General features: G+C 46.1%; 11 protein-coding genes and 3 pseudogenes. 11 read left to right on the top strand and 3 right to left on the bottom strand.

All coding sequences use genetic code 11. The features are described 5' to 3' along the window. Nucleotides 1-271 precede the first annotated feature (271 nt). The 4 genes and pseudogenes from RE628_RS20760 to aroF all read left to right on the top strand — a co-directional run bounded on the left by RE628_RS20760 (nucleotide 272) and on the right by aroF (nucleotide 4,823). The gene (locus RE628_RS20760) at nucleotides 272-961 is read left to right on the top strand and encodes a response regulator transcription factor (RefSeq protein WP_309154814.1); all 690 of its coding nucleotides are present in this window, start codon (nucleotides 272-274) and stop codon (nucleotides 959-961) included. A 4-nt stretch (nucleotides 962-965) separates the two neighbouring features. After that, nucleotides 966-2,440: pseudogene (locus tag RE628_RS20755) on the top strand (ATP-binding protein). 97 nt (nucleotides 2,441-2,537) lie between these two features. Further along, nucleotides 2,538-3,484 (top strand): annotated as a pseudogene (locus tag RE628_RS20750) (4-hydroxy-3-methylbut-2-enyl diphosphate reductase). A 295-nt stretch (nucleotides 3,485-3,779) separates the two neighbouring features. Then, on the top strand, nucleotides 3,780-4,823 hold the full coding sequence (aroF, locus tag RE628_RS20745; protein ID WP_309154813.1) for a 3-deoxy-7-phosphoheptulonate synthase: 1,044 nt from the start codon (nucleotides 3,780-3,782) through the stop codon (nucleotides 4,821-4,823). 40 nt (nucleotides 4,824-4,863) lie between these two features. Here the strand turns inward: aroF and pepT are convergent, their stop codons facing one another. The 3 genes and pseudogenes from pepT to RE628_RS20730 form a co-directional block, all read right to left on the bottom strand. Then, complete coding sequence (pepT, locus tag RE628_RS20740; protein WP_309154812.1) at nucleotides 4,864-6,102, bottom strand: peptidase T; 1,239 nt, start codon at nucleotides 6,100-6,102, stop codon at nucleotides 4,864-4,866. Between the two features lie 191 nt (nucleotides 6,103-6,293). Next, nucleotides 6,294-7,124 carry a carbohydrate ABC transporter permease gene (locus tag RE628_RS20735; RefSeq protein WP_309154811.1) on the bottom strand — a complete coding sequence of 277 codons (831 nt, stop codon included), beginning with the start codon at nucleotides 7,122-7,124 and terminating at the stop codon, nucleotides 6,294-6,296. Beyond that, nucleotides 7,124-8,010 (bottom strand): annotated as a pseudogene (locus RE628_RS20730) (carbohydrate ABC transporter permease). The gene RE628_RS20735 and the pseudogene RE628_RS20730 overlap by 1 nt, the downstream one beginning before the upstream one ends. A 188-nt stretch (nucleotides 8,011-8,198) precedes the next feature. Here RE628_RS20730 and RE628_RS20725 point away from each other — a divergent pair. The 7 genes from RE628_RS20725 (at nucleotide 8,199) to RE628_RS20695 (ending at nucleotide 16,357) form a co-directional block, all read left to right on the top strand. After that, complete coding sequence (locus tag RE628_RS20725) at nucleotides 8,199-10,022, top strand: sensor histidine kinase (protein ID WP_309154810.1); 1,824 nt, start codon at nucleotides 8,199-8,201, stop codon at nucleotides 10,020-10,022. Further along, nucleotides 10,015-11,661 (top strand): response regulator, encoded by a 1,647-nt coding sequence (locus RE628_RS20720; RefSeq protein ID WP_309154809.1) that lies wholly within the window; start codon nucleotides 10,015-10,017, stop codon nucleotides 11,659-11,661. The genes RE628_RS20725 and RE628_RS20720 overlap by 8 nt, the downstream gene beginning before the upstream one ends. A gap of 123 nt (nucleotides 11,662-11,784) precedes the next feature. Next, nucleotides 11,785-13,101 (top strand): ABC transporter substrate-binding protein, encoded by a 1,317-nt coding sequence (locus tag RE628_RS20715; protein ID WP_309154808.1) that lies wholly within the window; start codon nucleotides 11,785-11,787, stop codon nucleotides 13,099-13,101. Between the two features lie 97 nt (nucleotides 13,102-13,198). Next, a complete protein-coding gene (locus RE628_RS20710; protein WP_309154807.1) occupies nucleotides 13,199-14,215 on the top strand; it encodes a glycoside hydrolase family 36 N-terminal domain-containing protein in 1,017 nt (338 codons plus the stop codon). Continuing rightward, nucleotides 14,158-14,553 (top strand): glycoside hydrolase family 36 protein, encoded by a 396-nt coding sequence (locus RE628_RS20705; protein ID WP_309154806.1) that lies wholly within the window; start codon nucleotides 14,158-14,160, stop codon nucleotides 14,551-14,553. Before RE628_RS20710 ends, RE628_RS20705 begins: the two co-directional genes overlap by 58 nt. Before the next feature lie 11 nt (nucleotides 14,554-14,564). Then, on the top strand, nucleotides 14,565-15,308 hold the full coding sequence (locus RE628_RS20700; protein ID WP_309154805.1) for an alpha-amylase family protein: 744 nt from the start codon (nucleotides 14,565-14,567) through the stop codon (nucleotides 15,306-15,308). Between the two features lie 158 nt (nucleotides 15,309-15,466). Beyond that, complete coding sequence (locus RE628_RS20695) at nucleotides 15,467-16,357, top strand: hypothetical protein (RefSeq protein WP_309154804.1); 891 nt, start codon at nucleotides 15,467-15,469, stop codon at nucleotides 16,355-16,357. Nucleotides 16,358-16,467: the final 110 nt, after the last annotated feature.

Raw genomic sequence — 16,467 nt, 5'->3', positions numbered from 1 at the left:
TCAGCACCGGAAGGCCCGGGTGAATTCAAGATTCGAAGCCGAGTTACTTCTTGATTCATTTCGTGATCAAAAGTGGACTTTTTGAACTACCTCTTATCGGCAGGTCGATGCGTCTGATCCTAGGCGTAAGGAGGCGGCGGGCCCTTGGGCTTGCCGCCTTTTTGCGGCAAGTTTAAGATTATATTTAAGTTCTGATAGAATGTATATATGGAGATAGAGGAGAGCTTTGTATACGATGATTACATACGGCTCTTGATTATAGGAGGTTGCAATGAGATCAGTTATTCTAGTTATCGATGATGATGAGAAGATTACTTCCATGCTGCGACGCGGCCTGGCGTTTGAAGGTTATGATGTATATACGGCTCAGAATGGCGCGGACGGGCTGTCTATGGTGATGACGGCAGAGCCGGATATGATCATTCTGGATGTGATGATGCCGAAGGTGGATGGTTTTGAAGTATGCCGCAGATTGCGCGAGGGCGGAAGTGCAGTACCGGTACTGATGTTGACGGCCAAAGATGAGGTAGAGAACCGTGTTAAAGGGTTGGATATGGGAGCGGACGACTATTTAGTCAAGCCGTTTGCGCTTGAGGAGCTGTTAGCTCGGGTCCGTGCGCTGCTCAGACGGAAGGATCAGGGGGGCGGAGAGACGGGCGAGCACCGCTTGATCTTCGAGGATATTATTATGGATCTCGATTCGCGTGAAGTTATTCGTGCTGGAGAGAGGCTGGAACTGACAGCAAAGGAATTCGACTTGCTGCATCTGTTCATGCAGAATCCTAAGCGTCTGCTCACTCGGGATCTGATCATGGATAAAATTTGGGGCTATGATTACAGCGGTGAATCCAACGTACTTGAGGTCTATGTTGCCATGCTGAGACAGAAGACGGAGGAGTTCGGCGGGAAACGCATTATTCAGACGATTCGCGGCGCCGGTTACATCCTGAGAGGGGACTAAGAACATGTCGATAAGATTACGGCTCACCGCTTGGTATACTAGCATATTGGCAGTCGTATTGATCTTGTTCGGCGCTTCGTTCTATGGATTGGTAAGGTTCTACACGTATCAAGAAGTGAAGAATCGGCTGGAGGAGCAGGCTAATCGGGTTCGATCAAGTTTCTATGTAACTAATAATCTGAGCGTTAAAATAGACCAAAGCCAAGCTACCCGTCTGGAGGATGCGCAAATCTACGCACAAGTTTACAATTATTTGGACAAATCCTTGACACAGTCGTTAAATATGCAGGAACTCAATATGAAGTTTCCTGTACCCGATGCAGCTTCCCTGAAGAAACAGACGAATCCGAATCAAAGGTCTTGGTTTCAGAGGGTTCATGTTGGTCAAAACTCTTTCTTACTGTATCAAGGCCCTTTGACAATAGATGAAAACAATAACGTAGTTCACCTGCTTCAGCTGGGAGCCTATACCGGGCAGAAGAACGATTGCTGGATCTGGTCAGAACTGTGCTATTAATTGGCTCATCTATTTCGATCGTTTTTGCCGCAACATTGGGAATGTTCCTGGCCCGCCAGTCAATGGCGCCGATTGGCAAAGTGATTGAGGCGGCTAATGGGATTCAGACTGGAAATGATCTGAGTGTTCGAATCGACTATGAGGGACCAAATGATGAGATTGGTCAGTTGATCGGGACGGTCAACCGAATGCTAGAGCGTACCGAGGGATTCTATAATGAGCTGGATGATGCTTATTTAGCGCAGCGCCGTTTCGTCTCCGATGCTTCTCATGAACTGAGGACGCCGCTAACGACGATTCGCGGCAATGTTGACCTGCTGCAGAAAATGTGGGGGCAGGGCAGTGAAAAACGGGTAGAGCTGGACGAAGAACAGAAGCGCATCTATACGCTAGAGGCGATTACAGATATCGCCGATGAATCGCGACGGATGAGTGGTCTGGTTAATGATCTGCTGTCGCTTGCCCGGGCCGATGCTGGCAAGACGATCAACAAAGAGCCGCTGCCTCTCTCACCATTGATTGAGGAAGTCGTCCGTAGGGCACAGTTCCTTCCCCGCAATGCAGCTTGGCTGCAGGGGAATCTTGATGCGGTTAAGGGTACCGCTGTGATGGGGAATAAGGACTACTTGCAGCAGCTGCTATTCATTTTCATTGAGAATGCCTTTAAATATACACCTGAGGGCAGTGTAACGATTGATGCAGCAAGACAAGGAGAGCAGATAGGCATCCGGATCACGGATACCGGTATTGGAATGGATAAGAGCGAGATTCCACATATTTTCGAGCGCTTCTATCGAGCTGATCCTTCCCGCGGCGTTATTCAGGGAGTTGGGCTTGGATTATCAATTGCGAAGTGGATTATCGATGAACATGATGGATCGGTTGAAGTAGTTACCAAACTGGGCGAAGGGACCTCATTTATCATCTGGCTCCCGGCTCTCTTTAATGCCTTGCCTGAATAGGATATAATAGGGAGGATTCGTATTATCCGCTTCTCTCGCTAGTAGAGGTTTTTTGAACACGCACTAGCAGGGGCGTATGGAAAGAAGGTAATATTTCATGGAAATACTCAAAATTACCCCGCGCGGTTATTGCTACGGAGTCGTCGATGCGATGGTGTTAGCCAGACAGGCTGCTCAAAATCTCGATCTTCCGCGACCTATATATATTCTGGGTATGATTGTTCACAACAGTCATGTCACCAATTCTTTTGAGGATGAAGGAATTATTACGCTGGATGGACCAAATCGGATGGAGATTCTGAAGCAGGTCGAGAGTGGAACCGTGATCTTCACAGCTCACGGAGTCTCTCCAGAAGTGAGAAAGCTGGCCCGTGAGAAAGGACTGACCACGGTAGATGCTACTTGTCCAGACGTGACTAAGACCCATGTATTGATCCAGGAGAAGGTGGCTGATGGTTATGACGTCATCTACATTGGTAAAAAAGGCCATCCAGAGCCGGAAGGTGCGATCGGGGTCGCTCCGGATCATGTTCATCTGATCGAGAAGGAAGAGGAAATCGCTGATCTTCATGTTACGTCGGATCGGATCATTATTACGAATCAGACGACGATGAGCCAGTGGGATATCAAACACATCATGAAGAAGTTGCTTGAGAAATATCCAGGGGCTGAGGTGCATAATGAGATCTGTCTTGCTACTCAAATGCGTCAGCAAGCGGTCGCTGAACAGGCGGGCCAAGCTGATCTGGTCATCGTCGTAGGTGATCCGCGCAGCAACAACTCCAATCGTCTTGCTCAAGTATCTGAGGAGATCGCTGGTGTGACGGCATACCGGATTTCTGATGTAACTGAGATCAAACAGGAATGGCTGCAGGGTGTTAACAAGGTAGCGGTGACTTCGGAGCTTCCACGCCGACACCTATCACCAAAGAAGTCGTCAATTATTTGGAGCAGTACAATCCAGAGGATCCGTCCACTTGGGAAATCGTAAGAACGGTTAATATGCAGAAGCTGCTTCCGCCGATTAAAGTTGCTAAGAAATAAAGTCCGGAACCTGATTCATGTATACGGTAAATCAAAGGAGCTCTTATGAGCTCCTTTTGTTTTACCTTTTTATTTCTTCCTTCATTCTTGACGTTTATTTGGCCAGCCTTGACGGAAGAGATCGGATAGAGTATATTTTCTTTAATGGTTAAAAGCATAAAAGCGAACAAGCGTCTAAGTGCGAAAGTATGGTAACAATATAATAAGTGTGAATTCAACAGTCAGACTTTCAGTAGCGAAGCTTTTAATAATTATCTCTATATGATCTCAATGAATATGGAAGGGAAGGAATTATATGATCATCGTAACTTCAAATCGTACACCTGAGGAGCGAATTCAGGAGATTATTGCTGTTATTGAGAAAGAGGGACTGCAGGTCCATGTTTCGCGAGGAGAGGATCGCACGGTGATCGGACTTATCGGAAGCATTGAGCCGAAGCTTGCCGAGCATCTGCGACAAATGAAGGATGTTGAGAATGTTATTAAAATATCCAAGTCGTATAAATTGGCGAGCCGTGATTTCCATCCGGAAAATACGGTGATCTCGATCGGTGATGTGAAGATCGGCGGTGGAGAGTTGGTCGTCATGGGTGGCCCTTGTGCTGTTGAATCTCCGGAGCAAATTGATGAAATTGCCGGTCTGGTGAAAGCGGCTGGAGGGCAGGTGCTTCGTGGAGGCGCATTTAAGCCTCGTACAGGTCCTTATAGCTTCCAGGGAATCGGTGTGGAAGGACTTGTGATGATGGCCGAAGCTGGCAAGAAGCATGGTCTACTGACGATTACGGAAGTGATGACACCAGAATATGTTGATATATGCGCAGAATACGCGGATATACTTCAGGTGGGTACGAGAAATATGCAAAATTTCGATCTGCTGCGTAAGCTGGGGACTTGCGGCAAGCCGGTATTGCTTAAGCGGGGCTTCAGTGCTACATACGATGAGTTCCTGAATGCTGCTGAGTACATTCTTGCCGGCGGGAATCCGAATGTGATGCTCTGTGAACGTGGTATCCGCACTTTCGAAACCTACACTCGCAATACACTTGATTTATCGGCCATTCCAGTGCTTCAATCGCTCAGCCATCTGCCAGTCATTTCAGATCCAAGCCATGGTACAGGACGGCGTGAATTGGTTGAGCCAATGACGAAGGCTTCGGTTGCAGCCGGGGCGGATGGACTCATTATCGAGATGCATACCGACCCTGATAATTCAATGACTGGAGATGGTGTGCAATCTTTATTCCCGGATCAATTTGCTGCATTGCTACAGGATCTAGAGAAATTAGCTCCGATTGTAGGAAAACGGTTTGATACTCCGAAGGTCGCATTGCAAAGATAATCGCAGACAAGTTCATGGAAAGCGCAAGAGCGCAGTCTAATTAAGACTGCGCTCTTTCTTCAAATTTCCGGATGATTCCGATAATGACCTCGGTCGCTTTGATCATACTATTCACGGAAATATATTCGAATTTACCATGGAAGTTCTCGCCGCCAGCGAATAGATTCGGTGTCGGTAGTCCCATATAGGAGAGCTGCGAGCCATCGGTACCGCCACGGATCGGAGTGATGATCGGCTCAATTTTTAGATCTTTCATGACTTCAGCAGCTACATCTACGATGTCCATGACAGGCTCGATTTTCTCACGCATATTGTAATATTGGTCACGTAGGTCGAGGGTAATTCTGCCCGGGCCATATCTTGCTTTTAGTTCTTCGGCGATGTTCTGCATTTTAGCCTTGCGGGCCTCAAATTTCTCACGGTCAAAATCGCGAATGATGTAATGCATCCGGGTCTGCTCTATATCGCCCTTGATTGAGGACAGATGATAGAAACCATCGTAACCATCGGTATGCTCAGGCGCTTCTTCTGCAGGCAGCATAGCCTGGAACTCCATTGCAATCTTGGCCGAATTGACCATCTTGCCTTTTGCAGATCCGGGATGGACACTGACCCCTTTGCAGGTTATTTTTGCAGCTGCGGCGTTAAAGCTCTCATATTCCAGCTCGCCTATTGGCCCACCGTCCACGGTGTATGCGAATTCTGCCCCGAAGGCCTCCACATCAAAGCGGTCAGGGCCGCGGCCGATCTCCTCATCTGGTGTAAAGGCGACGCGGATGGCGCCATGCTTGATTTCCGGATGTTGAATCAAATAGTTCATTGCGGTCATAATCTCGGCAATGCCGGCTTTATCATCAGCACCGAGCAGGGTTGTACCGTCGGTTGTAATGAGCGTTTGGCCTTTGTAATTGCTCAACTCAGGGAAGTCACGCGGAGACAATATGATATCACCAGCTGCATTCAATACAATATCTCCACCATCATAAGATTCCACGATCTGCGGCTGCACGTTAGTACCGGTGAAGTCCGTTGCGGTATCTAGATGAGCTAGGAATCCGATGACGGGAACATCCTTCACTGTATTACCCGGCAGAGTAGCCATTACATAGCCATTATCATCGAGAGTGATGTCCTCCATGCCGATGGCTTCCAGCTCCTCTACGAGTTGTCTGGCCAACGTGAGTTGCCCAGGTGTAGATGGGCAGACCAGATTGTCCTCATTAGACTGCGTATCGACTTTAACATAGGATGTAAATCTGTTGATAATCTCGTCTCTCATCGAATTAACCTCATTTCATCGTTTTAATCATTTAGCGGAAGTTGAACACGTACTTAAGTGAATTGTATCAAACCAGGAGGGTGGATGAAAGTATATCCAAATTTAGCGGCATAAAAAGAGCCGGGCAGTGGTTGAAAATACCGCTACCCGGCTCTTTTGCCGTGATCGCATCGTTTGATTTTCGGAGAGTCTTAACCTTTTACCGCTCCGGCAACCACGCCTTTGACGATGTGCTTCTGCAGAAACATGAACACGATGATCGATGGCAGAACGGCCATAACCATCGCCGTCATGGCATATTGCCAGTCCGACGTATATTGTCCGACAAAGGTGTAGGCAGCCAGTGTCAATGTTTTCGTGGTCGGCGATCCGTTAACCATCAGGAGTGGAAGCAGGAAGTCATTCCAGATCCACATGACATTAATAATAATGATTGTCGTCGTTACCGACTTCAAGAGAGGGAATATAACCTGGAAGAAGAGCCGGAAGCCGGAAGCGCCGTCAATCTTGGCACTTTCATCGATCTCATTCGGAATTCCCTTCACAAAGCCATGATAGATGAACATGGCCAATGGTGCACCAAAGCCCCAGTATAGAATCCCAAGCCCCCATGTACTTTCTGAGAGGTGGAAAGTCTTGGACATTTGCAATACGGACAGCATGATTGATTGAAACGGAATAAGCATAGGTGTAATACAAAGGAAATAAATCAGAGTACTCAACTTTGATTTTGTTCTGGCTAGCTTATAAGCAGCGATGGAGGATATTAAGATAATCCCTGCCAGACCTAATACAGTAATGATCGTATTATTCAGGAACAGTCGTGGATAATTAATATATTTCCATACATAGCTATAGTTCGCGAAGGTCAGACTTTTTGGCAGAGCAATGACGTCCGTCATGACTTCGGAGAAACTTTTCAAAGAATTGATAATGGTCAAGAATAATGGATACAAGAACAATAGTGAGAGAATGACCATAACTACTTCAAAGATGATAAGTCCTGCTTTTTTGTTCTTCATTATGCCTCAACCTCCCTGCGCTTGAAGATCGTTAATTGAATCACCGTGATGATTAGCACGGCCACGAACAGAATCAACGCCTTGGCAGATCCATAGCCATACAGGTTGTTCTGGAACGTATCACGATAAATATCATATGCGACACTATATGTAGTACCGCCTGGTCCACCGCCTGTCAGGGACAGGATGACATCGAACACTTTGATGGAGTTTGTTAATGCCATGAACACGGAAATGGTGATGGACGGTGCAAGCAGCGGAAGCGTAATACTGAAGAAACGACGAACTGGTCCTGCACCATCTACTCTTGCAGCTTCCTTCAGATCTTCCGGTACAGATTGCAGACCAGCGATATAAATAACGAGATAGAAACCTACAGATTGCCAAATGGAGACAAGCAGAACAGAGATAAAGGCTAGATTCTGTTCACCGAGCCAACTGAGCTTGAAGATCCCCAGCCTGTGCTTGCCCCCAATGATTCAAAGCCTTGCATGAAAATGAATTTCCAGATAAATCCTACGATAACCAGACTAAGAATGTAAGGAATAAAGAAGGCAGCTCTTAGCCAGGTGGTGCTCTTCATTTTCATATCTAGAACCAGAGCCAGCAATATAGCCAGTACGTTCACAAGAACGATATACAGAATCGCATATTTAATCGTGAACCAGCTTGCATTCATGAAGTTAGTATCACCACTGAAAATTTGCTTGAAGTTGTCCAGCCCTACAAATTTCGGGTGTTTGGAAATCCCATTCCACTTGGTTAACGAATATCGAATCGTCATGATAAAAGGATAATAGAATACAGCAATCACACTGATCAGAACAGGCAGCGTAAAAGCCCCAAATTCTAGCCTTTCAGTCCACTTTCTCCCCGTTTTTAACATATCGCACCTCTTTTTAGTAACGTTTTTTTAAGACAATCTTTTTAAGACATGAGAGTTAGATTTCTATACACTCTGTCGTTTTTATCTACAATCGATTATAATTCAGCAAAGAATATGTCTAAATGGACATAAGAAAACAGTTAAGGGTAAAAAGGTAAACTGTAGCGCTGTAAAGAGGGGGATCAGCAATGATAAGAAGACTATCAGCAGCTATAAAGTCGTTTACACAGAGGGTATCCCGTAGATTGGTCAATAAGCTTATCCTGCTTTTCACATCAATGATCATTCTTATTGTGGGTTCGCTCACGGTCATATCCTATCAAATGCTCCAGAAGGAAGCGGTCAATAACAGCATTGATAGTACGACGAACAATCTCATGCTCGTAAACCAAAAGCTAGAGGATTATTTAGATGGAATTGAAGAATTTTCTCTTCCTTACAACAAATATGACGATATAATTCGGGCGGTCATACGTGAAAGCGATGACTATGCTTCGAAAATGTATCTTGAAGATTATTTACGGGATATGTTCTTCAGTCGTAAAGATTTGGAGAGCATCTATTTATATTTGATCGACCAACACAAATATTATTCGATTACCCGAGAGGCTTACAATATTACGGTCCGGGTCGGGTATCAAGAAGGAATCGACAAGCAGCCATGGTATCAAGAAGCGATGAACAGCCCGCAAAATCGTTCCTACCAATCATTCGTTGCGCCTGATGCTAAAAGCGGTTACAAGATGGAGACTGAGCCGAAATTTATGGGTTATCATCGCGTGCTGCGCTCTATTGCTTCGCGTGAGCCTAGAGCCGTTCTATCATTCTATTTGAAGCCAACGGTGAAAAATGTCATTATGAACGATATTCCATTCGAGGAAGGGGAGCATCTGATGTTCCTCGATCCGAATAATGTTCCTTTTCATATGGATGATTTGGATACTTACGAGGCGATTAGCTCGGCAGAATGGTTTCGGACGATCAGCGATAAGGCGGCGCGTCCTGTTACCTGGAAGGATGGAGAAAAGCGCTACCTTGTTGTATACGATATCGGGAAACAGGATGGCTGGAAGTTGATCAAGCCGATTCCTTACAGCACCATTTATAAGGCCGCAACCAAAGCGAGAAATTTGAGCTATATCATCGGCTTAATATTTCTGTTTATTTCGGTTATTCTCGTTACCCTTACTTCGAATGCGATTACAAAACCGCTAAATCGGCTTTCAAAGCATATGCGCCAGTTCAGTGAAGGGACGTTTGATGTGGAAGCACCGGTGCAAGGGAAGGATGAGATCGCTTATTTAACCCATCGTTTCAATCAGATGGTACGGCGAACAAATGATCTGATCAATGAACGTTATCGGATGAAGTTGGTGGAGAAGAATGCGATTCTAAAAGCGCTGGAAGCGGAAATTAATCCTCATTTCCTCTATAATGCACTTCAGGCCATATCAACAAAAGCTTTAAAGAGCGGAAATGATGATGTTGCTGATATGGTAGATGCCCTGGCCTTAACGCTGCGGTACAGTATCAGTGGTAAAGATATTATTTATGCTAGAGAAGAGCTTAAACATATTGAGAGATATTTGGCGCTGCAAAGCGCGAGATTCGGCAGCCGGCTTCAAGTGAACATCGATTGGGATGAGTCGTTGATGGAGCTGCAAATTCCTAAGCTATCCCTGCAATCACTGGTGGAAAATTCGATTAAGCACGCGGTCGAGAAGGTGTCCGCGCCAGTTACGATTGAAATTAAGGCCAAGGTTAGTGAGACTTTTGCAGTGATCTCGGTCTATGACGACGGGCCGGGCATTCCTTCGGACAGGCTTGAGCAAATTTTACGAACTTTGGAAGTCGAGTGGGAGGAGCAGGAAGGAGAGAATATCGGATTGAAAAATTTGAATACTCGCCTGAAGCTACTGTATGGCGATCCATATGGGCTAACGATTCATAGCGACGAGTCCGGAACAGAAATGACGATGAGAATACCACGGGGAGGCGCGGGCTATGTATAAAGTATTGATCATTGATGATGAGGAGCCGCTACGCGAGGCTATCAAAATATTGGGAGATTGGGAAGGACTCGAGGTCGAAGAAGTATGGGAGGCGACCGACGGAGTAGTTGGACTGGATTTGCTTGCCAAGCACCATCCAGATCTGGTCATGCTGGATATGAAGATGCCGGAACTGAATGGGGTCGAGTTTCTACGGATAGTAGAGCGCGACTACCCCGAGTTGCTAACAATCGTGATCAGCGGGTATAACGATTTTGAATTTACGAGACAGGCGATCCATTCCAAGGTCGTTGATTATTTGCTTAAACCGATTAATCGGCAGGATCTTAATCAAGCGCTCCGCAAGGCGATAAATGTGCTGGAAGCGAAGCGGCAGAGCCACAGCGAACTAATCACTAGGAATATCGCCTTCAACATGTCTTTGCCCAAGCTGAAGGAGAAAATTTATTTGTCGATTATCGAACGCTCCTTTAAGCAACAGAACAATCTCGCTTTTCTCCCTCTGATCGGCGCGGATCGAGAAGATAACCGCTTTGGTGCGCTCGTATTAAAATTACTAAACATGCAGGTCGTGCGTGACAAGCGATTCAATCGGGATTCCGAATTGCTATATTTCGCTGTGGCGAACGTGATCAACGAAGTCGCCATGGATGATACGATCTGCTTCAGCTTTTCCGATCCGAGGAAGGATGGGGAAATTATCGCTGTATTTACGATGCGGGGTGGGTATCCGGAGGATCTGGCTTTCCGGGCGGATTTCCTGATGAGAAAAGTAGGACAGATGCTAAGCGAGCTGTTTGGCATTGTATCGGTGGCAGGAATCGGACAAGTGTATGAACAAGTCTCCAAACTGGCGGATTCTTATGAGGAAGCGAGAGCTGCAATTTATGGATTTGATCTGCTTAAGCTGAAGGGGGCGAACGCCTTTGCTTCTAAGGAGAAGACAGGCCATTCCGAGGTGTTGTCCTTTACGAATCGTATGACGGCTATACGAAATGCTCTGGAATCCGCAAACATCAATCAGGCGAAGATCATTCTGAGTGAGTTAACGCAAAAAATTAGGGAGGCTGATTATTTCGCGATCGGCGAAGCGGAGCGGGCAATCCGCGAAATGATCGTTCTCTTTAACGACATGGCGATAGATTTGGGTGCAGCCTCGGATCAGCTGCTCGCTATTGGTTCACGTAGTTCGTTTGCTAACGTCGGTCTGTCCGCAGACTTCACGACTTTAGGAGAGTACGAACAAATGCTTGAACGAACTCTTGAATTTTATGGCGATCAGATCCGTCAGGCGATGGCGAGTAATCGTCCGTTTAACATCGAGGACATTAAGGCATATATTGACCAGCACTATTTTGAAGATATCAAAATTTCCATGTTCACCGATAAATATTATCTTAGTCGAGAATACCTGATGAAACTGTTCAAGCAGCAATTCGGATTCGGGATTCATGAGTATATGCAGAAGGTGAGGATGGATAAGGCCTGCATGCTGTTGGATGATTCTGCTCTGAAAATTCAGGAAATATCCGAAATGCTGGGGTATAAAGATAAAAATTATTTCAGTAAGGCATTTCGAAATTATTATGGCGAATCGCCTACGGAATATCGAAATGGAAGAGCAGGGGATAAAAAGTGAACAACCAGATAACAACACTTTTTTACCCTTAGATTGTCACTTATCTCCATTTTTCTTAATAAGCCTTTTCTTTAGAATAAGCAACATAGACATACTAATCAAAGAAAGTGGGGGCATTACCTTATGAAGAAAAAGTTTCTTGCCATTTCATTCAGTCTAGTACTGTTAATGGGACTTCTGTCAGCGTGTGGTGGCAACAAGGCGGTTGATAACGGGGCAAATGGTGCGGCGGGCGATGGCGGCAACGCGGATTCCTCTAAACCGGTGACCATTAACATGTTTACAGCTTCTCCAGAATACACAGACGCATTTAACGCTTACATTGAAGAATACAAAAAAGTAAAACCGAACGTAACGATTAACCTGGAAATTATGCAAGCCGACTATAACACGGTATTAAAATCGAAAATAGCTGCCGGCAGCACTCCTGACGTATTTCAAACAACTGCGGGCGGAGATATCGATACTTTTGCCGAATACAGCGCAGATTTGACCAATGAGCCGCTTGCGGCAGCAATGACAGATGCCATTCGTTCGAATATGAGTTCATCAGATGGTAAAGTGCTTGGTCTACCGGTCGAAGGTAATCTATTCGCACTTATTTATAACAAAGATCTCCTTGAAAAAGCAGGTATTAAAGAAGCACCTAAGACAACAGCTGAATTAGAAGACGCGGTTACTAAGCTGGAGGCTCAAGGCATCACTCCATTTGCCAACGCCTATAAAGAATGGTGGGTATGGAAGCACGTATTCCAGCATTTCGTGGATGCTGCAGCCCAGGATGCAAATATGAGCCCGAAAGAACTTGTTGACAACTTCATCGAAGGTAAGACAACCTTCAAAGAACATCCGATTCTGTCCGATAACTTCTTCAATTTCATAGATACGACAGTTAAGCATGGTACTGATAAGCCGCTAGAACGTGACAGCAACGCTGAGGTAAGTGATTTCGCTTCCGGAAAAGCCGCATTTATGACAGGTAAGGGCGCATGGGATGAGGAGGCAATTAAGAAAATCAATCCGGATTTCAATATCGGTATCGCTGGTTACCCTGTAAGTGATAAAGCGGATCAGGCTCTCATTATTACGGGTGCTGATCAAGCTCTACGCATTAACAAAGACTCGAAGGTTGCCAAGGAAACGATTGAGTTCTTCAATTGGTTATATACTTCGGATTACGGTAAAGGCTGGTTCTCCAATGTAGCTAAAGTAATTCCGCCAATTAAGGATGCGCCGATGCCTCTTCTGGATATGCCTAAGCAAATGGTTGAAATTCTGAAGACTCAGCCTTCTGGCGATTTGTCTATCAACTACTCATTGGATACGTTCCATCAAAAATTCGGGGAACTTATGCAAGCTTATATTGGCGGAAATCAATCTAAAGAGAAAACGATTGACGAAATTCAAAAAGCTTGGATTCAGCTTGGATCTGCAGAATAACGCAAGTGAACCCTAATATTCCTATTCTTAACTCAGCATCTCCTGGTGCTGAGTTAAGTTATATATGGAGGCTGAAAGGAAAGGAAGTGCTGGAGCGATGAGTCAGATAATCAACATTGAAGAGAACGGGTTGAATTTAGTCCTGGAGGTAACAGATAATCGTGATATTTTATTATTGCATTTCGGTACGACGGCTTGGCAGGACGTTGAAAGTCAAGTAAACGGGTTGTCTGCTGCGTATAAAAAAGGGTTCCGCCTAATGGAACTGCAAATCACGGGAGAGGATCGCGATGAATATCACGGAAGAACACATCGTGCGACGTATCCGGGTTTAAGACTTCAATATGAGACGCATCGCGACTCTCGCAACGAGAACGGACGTAAGTTAGAGATTGTACTTATCGATCCTGTTACCTCTTTACAGGCGGTACAACACTTTCAATTCTATGAAGGTGTAGCCATTGTCCGCTGCTGGATGGAGCTGTGTAATAAAGGATCTGAGCCAATCGATGTGGAATACGTCTCCTCCTTTGCGTTGACAGGAATTGATAAGGTAGGCAAGGAGGATAGGGATAGCAAAATGCTGTTATCGATCCCGCATCATGGTTGGCAGAGCGAGCTGCAATGGCGGTCGTATCATCTACCTGAGCTCGGCTTGTCGCATCTGATCGACAAAAGCTCCAAGCGCATCTCATGCAGTAATACTGGCTCTTGGTCCGCGGCGGAGCATATTCCTATGGCTATTCTGGAGAATAATGAAGCTGGAACAAGCCTATTTTGGCAAATAGAGCATAACGGATCATGGCATTGGGAAATTATCGATCAGTCTGATTTATTGACACTCTTGATCAGCGGACCGACTGAACATGACAATCATTGGTGGATATCACTGCAACCAGGAGAAGAGTTCGTCTCGGTGCCAGCTGCGGTGGGGGAGGTTCAAGGCTCTATCGATGAGGCGGCACAGCAATTAACACGTTACCGCCGCCTGATCCGTCGGCCGAATGACGATAATCGTAATCTGAAGATCATCTTTAATGACTACATGAACTGTTTGTGGGGGATCCGACGACGGAGAAGCTGCTTCCGCTTATTGATGCGGCTGCCTCTGTAGGCTGTGAATATTTCTGTATCGATGCCGGATGGTATGCGCCTGGTGAATGGTGGGACGGTGTTGGCGAGTGGAGGCCGTCCGCAGAGCGGTTTCCTGAAGGAATTAAATATGTACTCGACTATATCCGCAGCAGGGGAATGATTCCTGGGCTGTGGCTAGAGCTTGAAGTCATGGGCATCAACAGCCCGAAGTTAAAAGATACGGATGACAACTGGTTCTTTCAGCGTCATGGAAAGAGAGTAAAGGATCGTAGCCGTTACCAGCTCGATTATCGCAACCCGAATGTCATTGCCCACGCTGATGAAGTCATTCGGAGACTTGTGGAGGATTACGGGTAGGATATATCAAGATGGATTACAACATTAATGCGGGTATCGGTACGGAGAAGGATGCGGACAGTGTTGGCGATGGACTGCTTCAGCATAACCGTGCTTATTTGGCCTGGCTGGATCGTATTTTTGCACGCTATCCGGAGCTGGTAATTGAGAATTGCTCCAGCGGTGGAATGCGGATGGATTATGCTATGCTTAGCCGCCACAGTATTCAATCTACGAGTGATCAGGAGAATTATGTGAACTATGCGGCAATCGCTGCAGCATCACCTTCCGCGCTTACACCGGAACAGTCGGCAATCTGGTCGTACCCGCTTCGTGAAGGAGATGATGAGGAGGTTGTATTCAATATGGTGAACGCCTTGCTGCTGCGTGTGCATCAGAGCGGCCATCTGGCTGAGCTTAGCCTACGCCGGCGTGAGCTGGTGAAGGAGGCGCTTGAGTATTACAAATCGATTCGCCACCATATCCCGCAGGCGCTGCCATTCTGGCCGCTCGGTCTACCGAAGCAGCAGGATGAATGGATCTGTCTCGGGTTACGCCACGAAGACGCTACCTACCTGGCAGTTTGGCGCATCCATGGAGAATCGGCTGAAATCAGCCTATCGCTTCCACAACTGCAAGGTAAGATGTTAGAAATTCGTTGTGCATATCCGCAGAGTTTTGATTGCAGCTGGAGCTGGAGTGAGGGAGAAGGCTTTTTGAAGGTTACGCTACCGGAGACGAAGACGGCGCGGCTGCTAGAAATAGAGCTGAAATAGGGTCGGACAGGCAACGGTTAGTTCCGCTTATATATTAGCCATATCTGCAGCAATCCGAGCAGGTATGGCTTTTTTTAAAGAAAAGCTGTTTAGTATATTAACGAACGGGACAGAGGGAGGTATACTTATTTGATGGGATAAGAGAGGAAGGAATATAAATGAGCTATCAATTAAAGAATGATCATCTAATCGTAGATTTTGCTGAGCAAGGATTTTATCAAGGTAAACGTTTTGATTGGAGCGGTTTTATTACGGGAGTGACCCTAAGGCAGGGGAATCATAGCTTCTGTGTACCGGAGAGCCTTGTTCCCGGACTCGGAACTGGTGGCGCAGGGCTGTGTAATGAGTTTGGCATCGCCGATCCGATCGGATATGAGGATGCCCAGGTTGGTGAGTTGTTTCCTAAGCTGGGAGTCGGTTTGCTAACTCGGGTGGATGAAGAGGCGTATCAATTTCATAAGCAATATCCGTTGATTCCTTTTCTGCAGGAGGTCAGACAGGAAAGTCCGTCTAATCTATGCTATACGGTATTTCCAGAGGAGTGCCGCGGCTATGCGGTCCGTCTGGAGAAGCAGATCCGCATTGAGGACAACCTTTTGATAGTGGACTACACATTGCAAAATGAAGGCAGCAAGCCGATCTCTACGAAAGAATATAATCACAATTTTCTCGGTATTGATGGGCAAGGGGTTGGACCAGCCTATACTTTGAAATTCCCATTTGAACTGGTGCCTGAAGTAGATGAAGAGGGATCGATGGACAGTCTGTCATTCCATGGCAGTGAAGTTAACTGGAGCGGAGCCCAGGATAGCTGGTTTTACTTCCGTTTGCAGGGGGAAGCCCAAGCTTATCATCCTCAGGGATGGATCTGGGAGCTGTATAACCACGAGAGTCGGGCAGGAGTCAGAGAGATCAGCACATATCCGGTCGATTCTATCGCGGTATGGGGAGAGAAACATGTCATCTCACCAGAAATATTTATTAAGTTGAATGTCGCTCCCGGCGAGAGTTATAGCTGGTCCAGAATCTATGAGTTTTTCACAAAATAAAATGATTATCGCTACATCTTGGTGAAGCGTTAATGTGTCAATTCTGCAAATTGATGCGATTCATTAAAATATATTCTTGCTGTAGAAAAGAATAGTTGCTATGATAATCC

Source organism: Paenibacillus sp. D2_2 (genome assembly GCF_031199965.1).
Taxonomy (GTDB): Bacteria; Bacillota; Bacilli; order Paenibacillales; family Paenibacillaceae; genus Fontibacillus.
This window is presented reverse-complemented; position numbering and strand designations above follow the sequence as displayed.